Genomic DNA, 18075 nt, shown 5'->3' with positions numbered 1-18075 from the left:
TGCCTTATCCGCTCAAGCAAGGTACAATGTGGGCGTTTCTTGTAAGCTTGCGCTAATAAAAGCAACATCTTTTTTAAGCTTCGAGTTCTTCTATAGGCATTAAGCCTCTTATTTTCTGGACTTACATTTGTCACGACTCTCTCTTACGACAACTGCATTAATTGCGGTTTGTACCGGTTATCTTATAGCGCCCATGGGCATGGCTGCAGTAAATGTAGCTATTCCTGCTTTGGCTGAAGATTTACAAGCCAACGCCACCAAAGTTGCTTGGTTGCCCACTTTGTATATTTTAGCTAGTGTTGCTTTTATGCTGCCTTTTGGCAAATTGGCTGATAATTACGGCCGCAAACGCATTTATGCATTAGGCCTATTGCTAAATGCACTCAGCGCCTTTATGTGTGCAATAGCGACGAATATTGATTGGATTTTGTTTTGGCGCTTCGTACAGGGTATAGCAGGTGCAATGATATTTAGCACCGGCGTTGCCATTATTACCTCGGTCACTCCCGCTAATAAAAGAGGGGCTGCCTTGGGGTTGCTGGCAGCTTTCGTCTATATTGGTCTGACAATGGCCCCCGCAATAGGCGGCTGGTTAACAGAATTGCTAGGCTGGCGCTCGGTGTTCTATTTTCAAATTCCCTTTATAATTGCTTTGCTTATATTCATTAAATGTAAGCTTCATGGTGAATGGAAAAACGATCTTCACTCGAGCTTTGATTGGATAGGCTCTCTTATATTCGCAACATTTGCCTTTAGTTTAGTGTATGGGCTGAGTAAGTTACCAAGTGCCTTAGGGATATTCTTGTTGCTGATTTCGTTGGTAAGTATAACGAGCTTTATTGTGCATCAAAGCCGCAGCAAGCAGCCTTTGATCCGCGTGCAAATGTTTCGTGAAAGCCGCGTGTTCAGTTTGTCATTGTTTACTTCGTTTTTGATGTATGGCAGCAACTTCGCCATTATCTTTTTACTCAGCTTATATCTGCAGTATATCAAAGGCTTTGGTCCTGCTTATGCTGGGCAAATTTTACTTATTCAGGCACTGCTAATGGCTATCGTTGCGCCGTTTGCTGGAAAGCTTTCTGATCGTTTTCAACCTAGAGTAATTGCAACCTTAGGCTGCAGTATCGTTGCGCTAGGCTTTGTACTATTAAATCAATTAGATACGCATACAAGCGCCTTGTACATTGGCGTGTCCTTAGGTGTTATAGGGCTCGGCTTTGGACTATTTTCAACCCCAAATAACAGCGCGATAATGGGCGCGGTGAAACAACAAGAAATAGGCGTGGCCTCTGCATCTATGAATTTATCGCGCACTATTGGAAATCTGGTGGGCATGAGCTTAGTCAATTTGATGATGCACTTTTATATAGGTGACGCTACCTTCGGCCCTGAAACAAACCCTGCGCTTATGACTACCATTTCACTGGCTTTATTAATGTCACTCATCTTCGTCATTGTAGCATGTGTGGCATCTGCCGTGAGGGGGAGGCAGTAGGGAAACTAAGTAGACCTCACCCCTTTCGTTTTTTCAAACAAGATAGCCTTTTTCACACAAGCTATCATGCAAAACTTGTATGTGCGCCGGGCCAATTTCACAGCATCCACCAATAATTGAGGCGCCATTTGTTACCCATTGCATGGCAACTTCGGCGTATTCTTGGGGATTTAAGTCTTGGCGTGCTTCAAGTACGTCAACCGTAACACCAGGATGCAAAGAGTCTATAGATACAAAACCGTTGGCGTAGGCACCAATTTCCAAAGTATAGCTTGGTAGGCTGGCTTTTTGCCCACTTGCGTTTACTGTTGTTTTAGCTGCCCACGACAAGTCAGGCCAACACGCGCTTATTGCTTCAGGCTGGCTGCAATTTAACAAGATTGCGTGAGCGCCCAAAGACGACAGAACAGCCACCGCTTTGGTTAACGACTCGCCGCTGCGCAGCAGTCCAAAGTGGCTATCACTGACGGTTAGTGCAACCCATACAGGTTTTCCACTTTCAACACCAGCGGTGCATGCCGCGCTGGCCTCGGCAATAGATGCCATGGTTTCGCATAAAAACACGTCGCACGCATTATACTGCAGTTGCACAAGGCGGCGGTAGCTGGCTAGCGCTTCAGGGTAAGTCAAAATTACTTCTGGCTGATAACTTGCTACTAAGGGGGGCAAGCAGCCTGCTATTTTGACTCCGTCGCACTGTGCAATTTCTACCGCTTGCGTGGCTGCACGTATCGCCGCGCTATGCAGGCTTTCGAGCTGCTCGGGTACATTTTCTCGCGTTAAGCGCTCTGGGGTTGCGGTATAGTTGTTGAGTGTAATAACGCGCGCGCCGGCAAGGATAAAATCACGGTGAAGGTCGCGCACTAATGAGGGCTCATTATGCATAATATCGGCAGACCATAAGCGCGTCGCCAAACGTGAGCTTCTGCGCAGTAATTCCTGTCCCATGCCGCCATCAAGCAGTGTAATTTTCGTCATTTGGGTAAGCCATATTATTGCTAATTTATTGGGGGGTGAATATAAGCTGAACTAGTAGTAAAATAAAGGGGGCAGGTTGAATTAGTCATTGGACCTGACCCCTTTACTATCGCTCCCTTTATTTTCAACATCATTTTAAGGCACGCCAATTGACTTACTATATCAGCCTTGAAAATAAGGTAAGCACCTATCCTCAGACAGACTTTATGGCGTTTTTTAATAAGAAAGTACGCACCGGCATTTGGCAACAACGCAGTGCAGTAGATACTTTCTATGGTTATGTGATTAATGCATCGGCCAGCAAGTGTATTGTTATCTCACAAGGCCGTTCAGAATCTCTAGTAAAATATGCGGAGTTTATCTACGAGCTGTACCAAAACGGGTACACGGTATTTATGCTTGATCATCAAGGACAGGGCCAATCTACTCGTTTGCTCCCAAATCCCCACATAGGCTATGTAAAAAGTTTCAATGACTATGTTGAAGATTTGCATGAAGTAATCGAAAATGTGCTCAATCCTCTTTTAACTGACAATAATCAGGGCAACTTACAGAAAATCCTTTTTTGCCATTCAATGGGGGGAGCAATTGGCAGCATGTATGTGTTGGCTCAACCAACGGTATTTACGAAATTAGTGATGACTGCCCCAATGCTTGGCATACTGATCCCGGTAAGTGAATCCTTAACGTATTTAATGGTGAAAACGGTGCTAGGCATAAGAGCGTTTTTTGGCTTGCCCCTAGGTTATTTATGGGGTCAAACTAACTATGAGGCTGGTTCTTTTAATGAAAATAAGCTGACAAACAGTGAGTTACGCTACGGTGTTTTTCGAGACATGATGACACTTTATTCACAGAATCAGCTGGGGGGAATTAGCTTTACATGGATGCAGCAGGCTATTACTGCAATGCGCGACTTGCGTCTTAAAGCATCAAGCATAATGTTGCCTACGTTGGTGTTTCAAGCTGAGCAAGAACGTATCGTAGATAATAAGAAAATGACTCAGTTTGTCGCACAATTAGCAAACGCCACGTTGGTTAAGGTGGCTAATGCACAACATGAGTTACTGCTTGAACAAGACGAGGCAAGAACAATGGTGCTTAGCAATATATATGACTTTATAGAAAGCGACCATAATCACTAGGCATCACAGCACAGTAAAGATGCTAAGTGGGGCAAAAAACTAAATGTATAAGATACTACTTCTTCTATATGCCTTGCTTGAGCTGACTAAATAAACGCGGCAAAGGCCTTTTATTTTCTAAGCTTCTTAATCACAAAATCGCTAATGTCAGGTGCTGCACTTCTTAAAATATTAGGATACAGTTTTTTACCCGAGTGAAACGCTCGCTTAACTTGCTGTCTAAGCGCAATGCCTTTTCCCATCGCTTCTATTCGCTGACGGTTTCGCTGCACATTACTCGCATTTTCGATAGCTTCACCCATGGCGAACTTAAGCTCTTGTGCGCCAAAGCTTTCTTTGTCAGGTGCAATAGACAAGGCTACAACAGCATCAAAGTGCAATTTTTTTTGATTAAACTCAAGCGCCTGCTTAATTATCTTCGCCTTGGCGCAGTTGGGCTCTGCAATATTGTATGGCGGCTGCCATTGGTCAACAGGTTTAAGTTTATCGACCTGATTAACTACGCCAATGAGCGCGGCTTTTTTGCGAGAGATGTTTTTGTTACTTGCATAGTAGGCATCAAACGCAGTTTTCAAGGTTTTGTCTAGCGCCCGCGCAGGCTGATTTGCTTTTAACACCCACATGATCAAGTCAGCTTGCGTCATTTCATCAAGCATTGCCTGTTGGGTGCTAGTGTCACCGTCTAAACCTTGCAGATCAATCACACGTATTGGGATGTCGTTTAATACAGCCTCGTAGACAGTGGCTGTATCGGTTGACGGTAATACGTCAACCTCAGCTACTAGCTGCTCTTTAATGAGGTTGATAATGGACGACTTCCCTGCGCTTGTTTGACCAACAAACACTATACGTATTGGCTCTAGCGCTAACGCAAAGCGTGTTTCATCCTTGGCTACGATGCTTGAGGCAGTCACGTCCTCTTCTTCAAAACTAAAGCGGCCGCTATAAAGGTCAATAGCCACGCTTGCAATCTCATCTAAAAGCGCTTGCTTGGCCTGGCTTTGCATGTTGTCAACCAACCCTTTTGTCATAGACGATGTGGACTGATCTTTGATAAGGTCAGCAGCAAATTTTGCGGGATTCAAGTATAAGTTTTTGGCATAGTTTGCCCAAATAGCTATTTTTAACGCTTTGCCGCCTAGCTCTCCATATTGCTCGTAAACCGCATAGCCTTCTTTTAAGTGCGACACTTTTAACATTTCAACGCCAGGAATATGCGCTTCTATAACGTTCTTATAGCGGCGGCTTATTTCTCCAACGAGCTGTAATCCCTCTGGAATCGAAAAATCTAACGCCTTTTTACCAAATTCGCTTGCCACAAACGCCAGAATATCCAAACCCACTTGGTCAAGCTCACTCCACTCATTCTTTTCTAGCAATAGCTGTTGCGATTTAAGTTTGGTTTTTTCCCAAATAATCACTTCGTTTTGCGACCACTGCTGTGATCTTGCTACCAAGGCGTCGCTTACCTGCGCTGTGTTTAAGGTAACGTCATCTTTTTTCTTCTTATTGTTGCAAGCAATAACAAACAAAGGCACGCTGATAAGCAAGGTGCTAAACGCGATAATGAGCGAAAGTAACAATATATAGTCGTACTTAATGGCAAGAAACAGCGCAAACACAATCAATACCAAAACAGGCAATACAGCAGACACCACAGCGATACCCCAGCGGCCACCTGACATTTTCGTGAGGACTACAAAAAGCTGTTTGATTTTATTCATGGCCGACTGTTTTCATCATAATTGGCTGCTGCTTTGCCTTTTTTGAAGGCCTTTTTGTACAAGTCCTGCATTTTTTCTGGCGATACGTCTTCCCCTTTTTGTTTACGATAGAAGTAATAGCAGGCAACGCGCCCTAAGCCATAGGTGGTCGCAAAGCTCATAGACGCAGCGGCAATTGCTCCCACCGTTTGCCCATAAACGGGAATAAACTTGATTAACTGCCTTGCCCCAAGTTTGGTCGAATAGCTAAGAGCAAAGCTACTGCCCAAAGACCCAATTAACTCACCAAAAGTTTGCGTGTTGAATACTAGGTCGTACTGTTTGGCTAAGCTATGCAACATTTTGGCTTGAATAGCGGGGACCGACACCAAGCCAATAGCAGGAATTAAATCACTCGCTGCGGCACTACCACAGTACCAAAGAACTTCTTTTTGAACCTGTGCAAAGTTATTGCTTTCCATGGTGCAGTGGGCTTTATCGTTAATCAATAAACCAACAAGCGGTAATATATTGCTTATTTCAGACAGCAACAAGTCCTCGTTATAGATACCCCCGCTGGGGACTTCAAAATCTACACTCACCGTACTAAAGTCTTTATCCCAAACACCTCGCACCTGCTCCTCATTAAAAGCGACTTGACGTGCCCTATCGCTGTCGCTACTGAGCAAAACTGCGCTATGAACAAGGAGTAAGTGGCGTATGTTTTTATCTTTTCTAATCTGTTTTAAAGCCGCTAAGACTGCGCTTTGTTCTGGCTCTTCAGCTCTCATTAACACTACAACCGCATTGCCTTGCTTAGCCATTTCGGCTAAATCTTCTTTGGGGTCGTAGTTAGCTTCGCCTAGGCCGCGCGTGTCTAAAAATCGCATTATTGGTTTGTCTTGCGGAAAATCGTAGGCGTGAGCGCTTACCGTACAGGGTTCAAAACCATTGCCTATTTCCACACACGACAGGCCTGTGACGGATTGAATAAGCGACGACTTGCCCGCACCAGTTTTGCCCAGCAGCCACAAAGTGGGCAAATGTTTTTGCTGAAAGTCTTGCACCTGCGTGATATTCGTATTTTTACGAGGATTAATAAATGCTTTAATTTGAGTAAACATGGTCACCGTGATCTTCGTCTATTGCGCGCTAGCCTTCTTAAACAAGATAAACCGTTTAAGAATTGAATCAAACTTTATACGTCTAGCTTTGCTCAAGCGCTTTATTCGCCAGTGATGCTTTATGCAATGCGCTTAGCACTTCTCGGCCTGCTTCATCATTTTCTAAGTATAATGCGTTAAAACTTTTGCGCTCTGAATATTTGTACGTCGCTTAAGCTGACAATACCCGGCTGCTCGTTAAAGCATTCTTCCATTAAGCGTTTAGCAATTTTATTAGCGGTATCAGTACTCAATACGATGACCTCTATTTTCACGATCCTAAATTCGTCTACCATGGATGCATGCTGTGCTGGATGCAGGTGAAACGAGCCGTTGCCTCCGCCTTCAAAAATGGTGTAGCCCTTTGCGCCCTCTTGCTCAAGCACTTCTAGAATATTCTCTTCAAAGACCTTTTCGGTCATTATAGATAGTAGCGTGGCTTTATGTTTCATGATTTTCCTTTATGCGGGTGTCGTTAAAAAACAACCTTGGCTAATTCGGTGAACAGGGGGATACCTATGGCAATACAAATGGGTGTGCCGATACTGGTAGACGAGCCAATAAAGGCGGAAGGGTTTGCGGTAGGAATACCCGCGCGCAGCGTCGGTGGCCCTGAAATATCTGAGCTTGAAGCCGCAAGTATCGCCAGCAACACTACACCGCCGGGGCTAAAGCCGGTTAAATGATGCGCTATAGCGCCAAAACCAAAGGCAATGGCGCCGTGCATAAGAGGTGCAATAACCGCATACACCGCATACCAATGAGCAACTCGGCGAAGCTCACTCAATCGCTGCCAAGCTTCTATACCCATAATCACCATGAGAATCGACAAAAATCCACGAAATACAGGGTTATAGAAACTCTCATATACAGGCTCTGGCTTGGTTAGTAGGCCTAATAGTAAGCCTAGAATAAGCGCTGACAGCGCAGATCCACGTAAACTGTCTACCACTATTGCTTGAATGTTAATGTCTTTGCGCTTGTGTTTTGGTGCCTCCTTGTCATTCGCTTTGTCCTCTTTTTGAGTGACTAGCCTTGCTAATACAATGGCGAGCACCAAGGCGGTAATATCCATGAAGGGGTATAGCGCCGATACCCAAGCCTCATATTCCATGCCAATGTCGTCTAAATGTAGCATTGCTGCGGCAAAAGTTGACGCAGAAACGGCGCCAAAAAGTCCTGCGGTTGCAATAGCGTCGACAGGGCGAATACCGGGAAGTTTTGATAGTGCCACTTTGCCACCGTACACAATAATAATGCCAATTAGCACGGCAAAAAAAGCGGGCAGTAAGAGCTCAGCCAAATTCGCATTTCGAATTTCCATGCCGCCGCGCAGCCCTATTTTCATCAACAGTACAAACACAATAAACTTGTATACTTGGTCGGGAATACTTAAGCGACTCCCCATGGCTGCCATGAACATACCGCCCAATAAAAAACCCAAGGTTGGGGTTTGAAAGCCCCCTAGAAATAGCTGGCCGAAGCTTACAAGAGTATCCATATTATTAGTGCTAACCTTTACTGATAAAATGATGAAGCATGCTCAACACTAGCTGTATCTACATGTTTATTTACGTAATAATAATAGTGTATACCAATTTTCTGCGTTTTCCTACGTTGCAAACTGATACAATAAAAGGCGTATACAACGCTGCTAAGAAATAAGTGAGCACACATGTTAGACGTCGTCCTATTTGAGCCAGAAATTCCCCCTAATACAGGAAACATAATCCGCTTATGCGCCAATACAGGCTACAAACTTCACTTAATTGAACCTTTAGGCTTTGATTGGGATGAAAAGAAAGTACGCCGCGCGGGTTTAGACTACCATGAGTTTGCCGACACCAAGCGTTATCCAAATTTAGAGACCTATCTGAATGCTCAAAAGCCCAAGCGCGTGATTGCGTGCACCACAAAGGGCAAAGCTTTTCATCATGAAGTAAGCTATGAAAAAGGTGACGCCTTATTATTTGGGCCTGAAACGCGCGGCTTGCCAAGTGATATCATTATGTCATTGCCGCCGCAGTGCCGGGTGCGCATTCCTATGAGCGCTAACAGCAGAAGCATGAATTTATCCAATGCGGTGGCGGTATTTGTATATGAATCTTGGCGCCAGCTAGGATTTGAGAATGCGTGCTAGCGCATTGGTAGACGCCAAAAATAAAGGCAGAGCCTCGCATTAGTGTGGCTGCGTTACTACTAGCAAAGTCGCTAGTTCAATATTACTCGGTAGTTTGCTCGCGTCCTAGTAATGCAATAGCGGCTTCCTTAGCAGATTTTTTTTCGTATAATACTTTGTAAATTTGCTCGCAAATAGGCATTTCTATACCTTGCGCCTTTGACAGTATGTTTACTTCGTCGGTATTTCGATAACCTTCAACTACTTGGCCTATGCTGTCTATTGCGTCTTCAACGCTTAAACCTTGGCCTAAAGCGAGCCCGAAGCGGCGGTTGCGCGATTGATTGTCGGTGCAGGTTAAGACTAAATCGCCCAAACATGCCATGCCCATAAAGGTCTCGCTTTGTGCGCCTAAGGCCAGCCCCAAGCGCTTCATTTCGGCTAAGCCCCGAGTGATTAAAGCGGTTCTAGCATTTGCACCAAAGCCTAAACCATCGGCAAGTCCAGCGCCTATGGCGATTACGTTTTTAACGGCGCCGCCTAACTGTACCCCGATTAAATCGCTGTTCAAATAAACTCTAAAGCGTTTAGGGTCGTGTAACAAAGCCGCAAACTCAGCGCCTAAATTATCGCATGTGCTTGACAAGGTAATGGCGGTAGGTAAGCCAGCCGCCATTTCAGCAGCAAAGGTTGGGCCTGAAAGCACCGCTAGTGCGGTGCTTTCAGGCAATATGTCTTGTGCCACTTGCTGCAATAAACGCCCGGTGCCGGGCTCTAATCCTTTACTGGCCCAAATGACTTTATGTTGAGGGCCAATAAACGGCGCTATTAAGCCTAGCATGTCGGCGAAAGCATGACTTGGCACCACGACTAGCAAATACATGCTGTCGTTAATGACTTCTTCTAAATGTGAAGTAGGAAAGAGCGCGTCTGGGAATGTAAATTTTTCCAGATATTTGGCGTTGCAGCGACTCGTTTGCATGTGGGCAATTGCTCTTGGATCTCGGCCCCACAGATAGGTTTTATGTTTGTTACGTGATAAACAAAAAGCCAAGGCTGTGCCGTATGAGCCGGCTCCAAAAACCGTAATGTTGTGCGAAAGTGTCGTCACTAAGAGGTTTCCTTGGCTATTTGCTTAATAGCGACAGCGTTGTTTGCTGTCGCCCTGTAGAGCTTAAGAGTCTAATTTCGGTGGTGCATTATCATCGCTTTCTAGCGCCTGCTTGGCGGCTTCTTCTTGACGTTTTTGCACATACTGCGTAAAAATAGCATCAAAATTTACTGGCGCTAAGTTAAGCACTGGGAAAGTACCCCGGTTAACAAGGTTAGACACCGTTTCACGTGCATACGGAAATAACAGGTTCGGACAGTAAGAACCCAGCATATGTGCTTTGTTATTAGCGGGCATTTCACCAATGGCGAAAATCCCTGCTTGCTGCACTTCACATAAAAACGCGGTGTCGCCGTCGTTGGTAGCAGTTACCGTAACTGACAACGTGACCTCAAATAAATTAGCGCTTAGCTCTTGCGTGCGCGTGTCAATATCGAGTTTAATTTCAGGCTTCCATTCTTTTTGAAAAGCGCTAGGAGAGTTAGGCGTTTCAAATGAAATGTCTTTGGTGTAAATGCGCTGCACGTTAAATTGAACTTCTTGCTGCTGTTGTGCATCTTGCGGTTCGTCTTGCGGTTGTGGTTCGTCAGCCATATTTATTTCCCATTATGTAGTTCTATATACGTACACTTTTTAGTGTACCTGATGTTAATGTCGTTAACGGGCGAGAACATATCAGCCTCGCTCACCCGTTTATCAATTCAAATGCCTTAGCCTTTAAGCATAGCGTCAAGTTTGCCTGCTGCGTCAAGTGCGAATAAATCGTCACAGCCGCCAACATGAGTGTCGCCAATAAAAATTTGCGGTACTGTTGACTGACCGTTAGCACGCTCAATCATTGGGCCACGCAGTTCAGGCTGCTTGTCTATTTCAAAATTGGTGAAATCTGCGTCTTTTGCTTTTAGTAAGCTTGTGGCGCGTGTGCAGAATGGGCAGTAGCCCTTGGTATATATTTCAACTTTTTGCATTCTATTTCCAATATTCGCGCATTGACTATTCGCTTAGCCTTGGCTCAAGCCCACATTCAAGCGCTTTTGTGTTCATTAAATTATTTGCTTACAGGTAAACTTGCACCTTGCCATGCGTTCATGCCGCCGGTCAGTACATACACCTTGTTAAACCCAGCTTTGGCCATTTTAGTGGCCGTACCTGCTGCAAGGTTGCCCATTGCGCAGACTACAATAATGGGTTGGTTTTTATATTTTTCAAGCTTGATGTAGTTGCCTTCTCGGACTTCTTCAGGCTTTAACTGTTTCGAATCGATGATGTGACCTGCTTTAAAGTCTTTTGCCACGCGAATATCAAGCACTATAGCGTCTTCTTTATTAATGAGTAATGTGGCTTCATGATTATTGACGCGTTTAGTTTTTGACAAAATAGGCGCTACGAATGAATACACTAGCATAGCCACCAAAGCGATCCATAATCCAGTTAATAGTATTTGGTCTTTTGCAAATTCGAGAAGTGTTGAATCCATGAAACGTTATCTCACTGTAATGTTTTAATACGACTAAAAGCGGAATTATATATAAACCTCATACAAATAACACCCAATTAAGGTGGATTAGTGTGTATTCAATTTACTTTTTATTTAAGGTAGGGCAAATAACTGCTAAATTAGCAGGGTATATATATATTGATGTATGTTAATTCTATTTTGCACCACTTCTTGCACGGGGCTTAACAACGTATTTTGCTTTGAGATTAAGGAATTTTATGACGCTGAAGAAAAAAACACTCGCACTATTTATTTTAGACGGCTGGGGTTACAAAGAAGACAAAACCAACAATGCCGTGGCCTGTGCTAATACCCCTAATCTAGATAGACTAACGCGCGAATATGCCAGCACCTTAATTTCAGGCTCAGGGATTGACGTGGGTTTACCGCCGGGGCAAATGGGTAATTCTGAGGTAGGGCATGTAAATCTTGGCGCCGGGCGTGTGGTCTATCAAGACTTTACGAAAATAACCAAAGCGATAGAAGACGGTAGCTTTGTTAACAATGAGGTACTTACTACGGCGATTGACAGTGCAGCGAAAAATAGCAAAGCGTTGCATATTATGGGCCTGCTGTCCGATGGCGGTGTGCATTCACACCAGGATCATCTAATGGCCGTGGCGGAATTAGCAAGCGCGCGCGGCGTTAGTAAAATTTACTTACATGGTTTTTTAGACGGCCGCGATACGCCTCCACAAAGCGCTGAAAAATTTGTAGGACAGGCGCAACAAGTCTTAAGCAGTATTAAAGGCGCACAAATAGCCACTCTGATTGGCCGCTACTACGCCATGGACCGAGACAATCGCTGGGATAGGGTTGAACTAGCTTATAACATGCTGGTAAACGGTGACGCTGAATTTCATACAGATTCTGCCCAGCAGGGCGTCGCTGAGTCATACGCGCGTGGGCAATCTGATGAATTTGTGAAACCCACCGTGGTTGGTGACTACAGTGGTATGCAAAGTGGCGATACCGTGTTGTTTATGAATTTTAGAGCGGATCGTGCGCGCGAACTTTCGCACGCTTTAATTACTCAAGATTTCAAGGGCTTCACCCGAGACTCAAAAGCCAATATTAACTTTGTAATGCTAACTGAATACGAGTCTACCTTAAAAGCGCCGGTGGCTTATCCTTCACAAGATATCGTTAATTCAATGGGAGAATGGCTGTCTAGCCACCATAAAACCCAGTTAAGAATATCAGAAACAGAAAAGTTTGCTCACGTCACGTTTTTTTATAGTGGCGGTAAAGAAGATGAGTACGAAGGTGAAAAACGCATCCTTATTCCATCGCCCGACGTGGCAACCTACGATCTTCAGCCAGAAATGAATTCAGAGAAACTGACTGATGCACTCATTGAAGCGATAGACGCAGGCAGTTTCGATGTGATTATTTGTAACTTCCCCAACGGTGATATGGTTGGGCACACTGGGAATTTTGAAGCGGCTGTTAAGGCTTGTGAAGCAGTTGACGGCTGCATAGGCCGTTTGGTTGAGGCCTTAAGCCGCAACCATGGCGAGTGTATAATTACAGCTGATCATGGCAACGCTGAACAGATGCAAGACCCCAATACCGGCGTAGCTCACACCGCGCATACTAGTGAACCGGTTCCGTTCATCTACTTTGGTCGTGCGGCAACTACACGAAACGATGGCACGCTAAGTGATGTCGCCCCTACGATGTTGCATTTAATGGGAATGGAGCAGCCAACACAAATGACAGGCACACCTATTGTGACACTAAAGTAGTCTGCTTTTCGTGCGTAATAAAAGTAGCCACTTCAGAGCGTTTATGCTCGCTGCGACGCTATCCCTATCGGGTAGCCATTTTGCATGGGCGCAGTGGGAAGCGCAAAACGTCTCCGACAGCGCAGAGCTTGAGACAATCAAAAATTTGATTGAGCAAACGCAGCGCCAGTTGAATAAAAAACTGGCAGACTTTGAGCGTTTACAGCAAGAATTAAAACTAGCTAAACTGAACATAGCGCAAACAACGACCTTACTCAATCAAACCGATAAGAAGCTGCGCACAACGCGCACTGAACTAAGCAATTTAAGCGCTGAACAAACATCTATTCGCACCAGAATGCGTAATCAACAAAGTGCTTTAGCCAGTCAGTTAAGAAGCGCCTATATGGCAGGTGACAATGACTTTGCCAAAATGATTTTTAATCAAGAAGAGGCAGGTAAATTTGAGCGTGTTCTCACCTATTACTATTATTTAAACAAGGCCCGGCAGTCGCAGATAGCGGTATTTAGAGGCTTGATTGAGGCGCTTGAGCGTGTACAAAAAGAGCTTGATTCACAAGAGCTTCAGCTTGCGAGTTTGCTGAACAAGCAGACTAGTCAATCTTCTGTGCTGCGCAGTCAACAGCAAAAACGCGTTGAAAGCTTCGAAGCACTAGAGAAACAAATTAGAAGCGACCAAGCAAGAGTGGCGCAACTGCAAGAACAGGAAAATGACCTGCAGACAGCGATTGAGCAGGCTGAAATTGCCGCCCAGCAAACGCTTGAAAGAGACGATATTGACTTAGTTGGATTAAGTGGAAAAAAAAGGCTGTTAATTGCGCCTACAGGCGGCCAAATACAAAATTTATTTGGTCAACGCCGGCAGGGACCCGTGCGTTGGAAAGGCATTATTATTAACGGTGAATCGGGAGCGGCAGTAAACACAGTGTCTGACGGCGTGGTGCTTTACGCCGATTGGTTAAAAGGATTTGGGCTGGTCACTATTATCGATCACGGTAAAGGCTACATGAGCGTGTATGGACGAAATCAGGCATTGCTAAAAAACGCGGGTGAAATAGTGCAAAGCGGCGAGGCAATCAGTTTAGTAGGCACCAGTGGTGGTCAAGAAAACGCTGGGCTCTACTTTGAAATTAGGCACAAAGGGAAGGCCCTAGATCCAAATGAGTGGCTTGCACGCTAGCATCAGTTTAGAAGTTTGTTGATAGGCATTCGCCGACCCTGCAAGAGCCATTGAGGAGGCAAATACAAAAGATGGTAGTGGTAAGTTATTGGCTCAAAATCTGCCGATAATTGCTAAAAGCCTAAAAGACACTTTGCTTAAATACGTGTCCATTTCGGACGAGTTATCGACGTATTTACCTAAGCAGTTTGCAACTTTTCAAAAAGAAAATAATTTAAAATCTTAAAAAGGCTTCACAATTGTCAGTATAACAATGGCTAGAAGCGCTAGCACCGGTGCCTCATTTAAAAAACGATAAAACTTAGGGCCATGGGTATTCGCATTATTTGAAAAGCGTTTCATCAGCACATACAAATACATGTGATATATATAAAACAGCACAACAATGGCGAGTTTAACATGTAGCCAAAGACTTAACGCAAACCACTGATAGCCGTAGGAATAAATTAGTAATACGCCAAACACGAGCGTAAGCAGGGCAAACGGCGTAACGAAAAACCAGAGCCTGCGCTGCATAATATTAAGCTGCGCTTTTACTTCACTGCTTTGTGATTGAGCGTTGTAGACGAACAAGCGTGGCAAATAAAAAATACCTGCCATCCAAGCAATCATGAAAAATACGTGTAGTGCTTTGTACCACAAAAGCATAGTGCCTTTCCTCTTTGCCTTTTACACTGAGCGCTTATATTGTGCGAACGACAATATTCGAACACGCGCCCTAAAAAGTGTGTGTTAATGTTGTTGTCGCAGTAAATAGGTATGCAACATTTTCCAAGTAATAATACCGCATAATGTACCTTGCGCATGGTTTTCATTGCGCTCATCTGTTGCACTTCCAATGTTTTTTCATCAGACGATATAATAGCTACGCCTCCATGGCGCTTTTTATACAATAGTTCGTACACTTCGGCTAAGGTATTTTGATCAGATAAACTGTCTATTTTATTGCGGGCAATATTATTTGCTGAGTAAAGCGCAACGCCACTAGCGCTGAAAGCGCTGCAAGTGGCGCGTGAAGTACAGCAGCTGTAAGAATAACATAGTTGCCGACTTGGCAATGCGCTATAATTACCAACTGAGCCTAGTAAACCGCCTTGCAAGGCCTCTAAGCACAGTCTAAAGAGTATTGTTACCGCAGCGGCTGCTGCCAGCCCCGCTGCTAGGCCAGCCATGCATAGCTGCAGAAGTTGAAGGAATAGACAGCGTTAGCCGTAACGATTGTAAACGCACAATAAGCAGCTTGTTAGGCGGTATATTTTACAAACTATATCACAAAAAAAATGCTTAGGAGAGAGCTTGAAATTACGAAAATACCGTGAAAAATTGGGCTTTGTGCGCTTCTACAGCTTGTTGCTGATAATAATAGGCTTTATTTTTTATGCTGGTTTCGCGTTTGCAAATATGAATCAAGCAAATTTGCAGGCCCAAAACCGAGTATTGAATAAGAGTTTAGGGAATGTAAGCAATGAGAACGAAAGATTACAGTCCCAATATAATGTTCTTAAAGTAGAGTTAGACATTGCGCAGTTAACCCAAGAGCACGCTAAGCAAAGTATACAAGATAGCGTTGAACGTGAACAAACTTTAAAAGAGCAGATTTTATTTTATCAGCGGGTAATGGCGCCTGAAATGACGCAGGATGGTTTTTTGGTGCAGCGCATGGAAATTCTCCCAACCTTGAGTGAACGTAACTATGCCATTAAAATGGTATTACTTCAGCACGAGAATATTAAAGCCGTTATAAAAGGCGAGCTGGCAATGCAGATCCATGGTAGTGCTCACGGCAAGCCAGTAAGCTTTAGTATCGACGCGCTGCAAGATGAACCTAAAACCCCACTGGCATTTGCGTTTAAATATTTTCAAGTCATTGACACTAGCATAACACTGCCTGATGGCTTTATGCCTGAGCGTTTGGATATAAACACCGACGTGTACAAATATAGGAAGAAGCGAGGCAGTTACTCCACCACTATAAAATGGCAGGAAGCCTTTAGCGAAGCCCAGTCAATACTTGATTAACACACTCAAGTACTAGATAATCAATATTAATTATTTCATTTACTTCTTTCGGTTCGCCCCCATGTAGTTAACGAGCATGGCCTTTTGCTAGAAAGTGAGCAATAACGAAAGATACGGAGTTAACAATGTCAGTAGAAGTGGCAATGCCAATCGAGTTTTCTGATGCAGCGGCAGGTAAAGTTAAAACCCTCATTGCAGAAGAAGAAAACCCAGCGCTTAAACTTAGAGTGTATGTGACCGGAGGAGGCTGTTCTGGATTTCAGTATGGCTTTACCTTCGATGAGAAAGTAAATGATGGTGACATGACCATCGAAAATCAAACCGTTACTTTGGTGATTGATCCAATGAGCCTGCAGTACTTAGTAGGCGGTATCGTTGATTATACCGAAGGACTTGAAGGTTCACGCTTTTTCGTGAACAATCCAAATGCGAGCACAACCTGCGGCTGCGGTTCGAGTTTTAGTGTTTAATTTGCATTTTATATGTAGGCTATGGCAATGAAAAAAATGCAGTTTTTTGGTGCGACTATGTCTCCCAATTCGCGTCGGTTACGCCTGATACTGCAAGAACTTGAGCACTAGTTTGTGTTGATTGATTCGGTTATGTTCTGTCAACTTTACCAAGTGTCTGATTTTGCTATCCTGGAAAATCTTTATACACAATGGAAGCAATTAGCGATTTGCCATCAAACTGATCTGAGGTTGTGGGAATAAAAGTATATTTTCAAGTAAGCAGAGGTGTTTTTATCACGCCAAATAGCATGCTAGGTCGAAAAATGAATTTCAGTGCGTATGGCAATCCCTGGTGACGCTCTAAAGTTTTCTTCGCGTAGCCACAGCACGAAAGGCTCTATTTCTAAAAACAGCCACTCACGCAAGATCTTTCGCTTATATCGCAAACTCACAAACATTTGCTGCTTTCGATAAGAAGGCTTAGAGGCACCATTTACCGAGGCAGTAAACAAATAACTTGTATCATCATCTCCTAACCGTAAGTATCTAAATTCGTGCCGCCATATCCAATCGCTCGATTTATTTCTGAAACGAAAGCTGTTGCCAAGTTCAAACGTTGATGAACTGTCAAACACGAAGCCATATTCAGCGTTTGCTTCAAATCCAAGTTTGTCGCCTGAATAATAGTTTGTTTCTGCAAAATATCGAAGTGATGAGGCCCCAGTAAAGCGATGCTGGTCAGAAAAACGGGCGCGGGTGTATAGCTGACTGCCCCTGCCAAAACCAACGCGGTACGATAATTTGTCGGTTGCGCTGTTTTTAAACTGCACCGCTAATACAGTTTGATCACGTCCTCTTAGTTGGGAGCTGCGCGCCGCTTTAACAGCCTGCTGCCTGACATCATCTTCATCGTCTGACAACAACAATTCTACGCGGTCTTCTAAGGCAGGCAACTTAACCCTAATTCTAAAACGAAAGTCTAGTTCGCTGAAATCGCCCGAACGTGGTTCCCATCCAAAGCGCAGTCGACCCTTGGTGGCCGCTGGGGTTAAATTGTCACCGCCTTCATGTTTAAACCAGTTGTTTATGGTAATGGCGGTGGCGTCAACGCCGTAGTTTAAGTAGCAATAATTGTTATTCAGCCAGCCTAGCTCGCCGCAAAACTCGTAACGCTGGCCTTCATTATCGTTTTGATTGCTTTGTGTGTTGTTATATTGCTCAACTATTTGCTCATTATTTGCCTGCATTTCTGCTCCGGCTGCATCTTTACGCGTTTCGTCACTAAGCTTTTCAGCCTTGCTTTGGATTTCGTTTGCTAATGCGTTAGCGCTTAGCAAGAAACTTAGTAATAAAAAAATTGTCAACTTAGATAAATATGTATGCATGACCGCGCTATTTCTGGTACATCTTGTTTGTTGACGTAAATTATTTTGCCACACAAGTAGCAAAGCCAGTGATATTCAT

General features: G+C 44.2%; 19 protein-coding genes. 7 read left to right on the top strand and 12 right to left on the bottom strand.

Features of this window, described 5'->3' with window-relative positions:
• Positions 1-127: 127 nt before the first annotated feature.
• The gene (locus BAE46_RS02840; protein ID WP_040521152.1) at positions 128-1495 is read left to right on the top strand and encodes an MFS transporter; all 1368 of its coding nucleotides are present in this window, start codon (positions 128-130) and stop codon (positions 1493-1495) included.
• Positions 1496-1528: 33 nt separating this feature from the next.
• On the opposite strand, the gene BAE46_RS02835 is transcribed toward BAE46_RS02840, so the two are convergent.
• Positions 1529-2473 (bottom strand): homocysteine S-methyltransferase family protein, encoded by a 945-nt coding sequence (locus tag BAE46_RS02835; RefSeq protein WP_070111698.1) that lies wholly within the window; start codon positions 2471-2473, stop codon positions 1529-1531.
• Between the two features lie 149 nt (positions 2474-2622).
• On the opposite strand from BAE46_RS02835, the gene BAE46_RS02830 reads away from it, so the two are divergent.
• A complete protein-coding gene (locus BAE46_RS02830) occupies positions 2623-3618 on the top strand; it encodes an alpha/beta fold hydrolase (RefSeq protein ID WP_083256772.1) in 996 nt (331 codons plus the stop codon).
• Between the two features lie 110 nt (positions 3619-3728).
• Here the strand turns inward: BAE46_RS02830 and BAE46_RS02825 are convergent, their stop codons facing one another.
• From BAE46_RS02825 to BAE46_RS02810, 4 genes are all read right to left on the bottom strand, one after another.
• On the bottom strand, positions 3729-5342 hold the full coding sequence (locus tag BAE46_RS02825) for a GTPase family protein (protein WP_006007563.1): 1614 nt from the start codon (positions 5340-5342) through the stop codon (positions 3729-3731).
• Positions 5339-6445 carry a YcjF family protein gene (locus tag BAE46_RS02820; RefSeq protein WP_006007561.1) on the bottom strand — a complete coding sequence of 369 codons (1107 nt, stop codon included), beginning with the start codon at positions 6443-6445 and terminating at the stop codon, positions 5339-5341. Before BAE46_RS02820 ends, BAE46_RS02825 begins: the two co-directional genes overlap by 4 nt.
• Positions 6446-6621: 176 nt before the next feature.
• Entirely contained in the window at positions 6622-6936 is a 315-nt protein-coding gene (locus BAE46_RS02815; RefSeq protein ID WP_006007559.1) for a P-II family nitrogen regulator, read from the bottom strand.
• A gap of 23 nt (positions 6937-6959) precedes the next feature.
• The gene (locus BAE46_RS02810; protein ID WP_006007557.1) at positions 6960-7985 is read right to left on the bottom strand and encodes a sodium-dependent bicarbonate transport family permease; all 1026 of its coding nucleotides are present in this window, start codon (positions 7983-7985) and stop codon (positions 6960-6962) included.
• Positions 7986-8159: 174 nt separating this feature from the next.
• On the opposite strand from BAE46_RS02810, the gene trmL reads away from it, so the two are divergent.
• Positions 8160-8624: a tRNA (uridine(34)/cytosine(34)/5-carboxymethylaminomethyluridine(34)-2'-O)-methyltransferase TrmL gene (gene trmL, locus BAE46_RS02805; RefSeq protein WP_006007555.1), complete on the top strand. Its 465-nt coding sequence runs from the start codon at positions 8160-8162 to the stop codon at positions 8622-8624.
• Positions 8625-8706: 82 nt separating this feature from the next.
• On the opposite strand, the gene gpsA is transcribed toward trmL, so the two are convergent.
• The 4 genes from gpsA to BAE46_RS02785 form a co-directional block, all read right to left on the bottom strand.
• Positions 8707-9714, bottom strand: a complete 1008-nt coding sequence (gene gpsA, locus BAE46_RS02800; protein WP_006007552.1) for an NAD(P)H-dependent glycerol-3-phosphate dehydrogenase — start codon at positions 9712-9714, stop codon at positions 8707-8709.
• A gap of 63 nt (positions 9715-9777) precedes the next feature.
• On the bottom strand, positions 9778-10308 hold the full coding sequence (secB, locus tag BAE46_RS02795; protein WP_006007551.1) for a protein-export chaperone SecB: 531 nt from the start codon (positions 10306-10308) through the stop codon (positions 9778-9780).
• A gap of 116 nt (positions 10309-10424) precedes the next feature.
• Entirely contained in the window at positions 10425-10682 is a 258-nt protein-coding gene (grxC, locus tag BAE46_RS02790) for a glutaredoxin 3 (protein WP_006007549.1), read from the bottom strand.
• 80 nt (positions 10683-10762) lie between these two features.
• Positions 10763-11191 (bottom strand): rhodanese-like domain-containing protein, encoded by a 429-nt coding sequence (locus BAE46_RS02785; protein ID WP_006007547.1) that lies wholly within the window; start codon positions 11189-11191, stop codon positions 10763-10765.
• A gap of 239 nt (positions 11192-11430) precedes the next feature.
• On the opposite strand from BAE46_RS02785, the gene gpmI reads away from it, so the two are divergent.
• Together gpmI and BAE46_RS02775 are read left to right on the top strand one after the other, a co-directional pair.
• Positions 11431-12960: a 2,3-bisphosphoglycerate-independent phosphoglycerate mutase gene (gene gpmI / locus BAE46_RS02780; protein WP_070111697.1), complete on the top strand. Its 1530-nt coding sequence runs from the start codon at positions 11431-11433 to the stop codon at positions 12958-12960.
• A gap of 10 nt (positions 12961-12970) precedes the next feature.
• Positions 12971-14140, top strand: a complete 1170-nt coding sequence (locus tag BAE46_RS02775) for a murein hydrolase activator EnvC family protein (protein WP_006007543.1) — start codon at positions 12971-12973, stop codon at positions 14138-14140.
• A 222-nt stretch (positions 14141-14362) separates the two neighbouring features.
• Here the strand turns inward: BAE46_RS02775 and BAE46_RS02770 are convergent, their stop codons facing one another.
• The gene (locus BAE46_RS02770; RefSeq protein ID WP_040521151.1) at positions 14363-14788 is read right to left on the bottom strand and encodes a CopD family protein; all 426 of its coding nucleotides are present in this window, start codon (positions 14786-14788) and stop codon (positions 14363-14365) included.
• The gene (locus tag BAE46_RS02765) at positions 14749-15312 is read right to left on the bottom strand and encodes a hypothetical protein (protein ID WP_070111696.1); all 564 of its coding nucleotides are present in this window, start codon (positions 15310-15312) and stop codon (positions 14749-14751) included. Before BAE46_RS02765 ends, BAE46_RS02770 begins: the two co-directional genes overlap by 40 nt.
• Positions 15313-15436: 124 nt before the next feature.
• On the opposite strand from BAE46_RS02765, the gene BAE46_RS02760 reads away from it, so the two are divergent.
• The gene (locus BAE46_RS02760) at positions 15437-16159 is read left to right on the top strand and encodes a DUF6776 family protein (protein ID WP_070111695.1); all 723 of its coding nucleotides are present in this window, start codon (positions 15437-15439) and stop codon (positions 16157-16159) included.
• A gap of 125 nt (positions 16160-16284) precedes the next feature.
• Entirely contained in the window at positions 16285-16629 is a 345-nt protein-coding gene (gene erpA / locus BAE46_RS02755; RefSeq protein ID WP_006007525.1) for an iron-sulfur cluster insertion protein ErpA, read from the top strand.
• Between the two features lie 293 nt (positions 16630-16922).
• Here erpA and BAE46_RS02750 read toward each other — a convergent pair whose 3' ends face one another.
• Positions 16923-17996, bottom strand: a complete 1074-nt coding sequence (locus BAE46_RS02750) for a hypothetical protein (RefSeq protein WP_006007523.1) — start codon at positions 17994-17996, stop codon at positions 16923-16925.
• Between the last annotated feature and the right edge of the window lie 79 nt (positions 17997-18075).

This window comes from Glaciecola punicea, assembly GCF_001756615.1.
In the GTDB taxonomy this organism is placed as follows: domain Bacteria; phylum Pseudomonadota; class Gammaproteobacteria; order Enterobacterales; family Alteromonadaceae; genus Glaciecola; species Glaciecola punicea.
The sequence above is the reverse complement of the archived record's forward strand: the minus strand, read 5'-3'. Positions and strand labels throughout refer to the sequence as shown.

What these genes read in the sequence shown, in the direction of transcription:
- BAE46_RS02825 (WP_006007563.1), bottom strand. Translation starts at nt 5,342, where the DNA reads ATGAATAAAATCAAACAGCTTTTTGTAGTCCTCACGAAAATGTCAGGT.
- BAE46_RS02750 (WP_006007523.1), bottom strand. Translation starts at nt 17,996, where the DNA reads ATGCATACATATTTATCTAAGTTGACAATTTTTTTATTACTAAGTTTC.
- BAE46_RS02810 (WP_006007557.1), bottom strand. Translation starts at nt 7,985, where the DNA reads ATGGATACTCTTGTAAGCTTCGGCCAGCTATTTCTAGGGGGCTTTCAA.
- erpA (WP_006007525.1), top strand. Translation starts at nt 16,285, where the DNA reads ATGTCAGTAGAAGTGGCAATGCCAATCGAGTTTTCTGATGCAGCGGCA.
- BAE46_RS02785 (WP_006007547.1), bottom strand. Translation starts at nt 11,191, where the DNA reads ATGGATTCAACACTTCTCGAATTTGCAAAAGACCAAATACTATTAACT.
- secB (WP_006007551.1), bottom strand. Translation starts at nt 10,308, where the DNA reads ATGGCTGACGAACCACAACCGCAAGACGAACCGCAAGATGCACAACAG.
- BAE46_RS02820 (WP_006007561.1), bottom strand. Translation starts at nt 6,445, where the DNA reads ATGTTTACTCAAATTAAAGCATTTATTAATCCTCGTAAAAATACGAAT.
- BAE46_RS02835 (WP_070111698.1), bottom strand. Translation starts at nt 2,473, where the DNA reads ATGACGAAAATTACACTGCTTGATGGCGGCATGGGACAGGAATTACTG.
- grxC (WP_006007549.1), bottom strand. Translation starts at nt 10,682, where the DNA reads ATGCAAAAAGTTGAAATATATACCAAGGGCTACTGCCCATTCTGCACA.
- gpmI (WP_070111697.1), top strand. Translation starts at nt 11,431, where the DNA reads ATGACGCTGAAGAAAAAAACACTCGCACTATTTATTTTAGACGGCTGG.
- trmL (WP_006007555.1), top strand. Translation starts at nt 8,160, where the DNA reads ATGTTAGACGTCGTCCTATTTGAGCCAGAAATTCCCCCTAATACAGGA.
- BAE46_RS02770 (WP_040521151.1), bottom strand. Translation starts at nt 14,788, where the DNA reads ATGCTTTTGTGGTACAAAGCACTACACGTATTTTTCATGATTGCTTGG.
- BAE46_RS02765 (WP_070111696.1), bottom strand. Translation starts at nt 15,312, where the DNA reads ATGGCTGGCCTAGCAGCGGGGCTGGCAGCAGCCGCTGCGGTAACAATA.
- BAE46_RS02815 (WP_006007559.1), bottom strand. Translation starts at nt 6,936, where the DNA reads ATGAAACATAAAGCCACGCTACTATCTATAATGACCGAAAAGGTCTTT.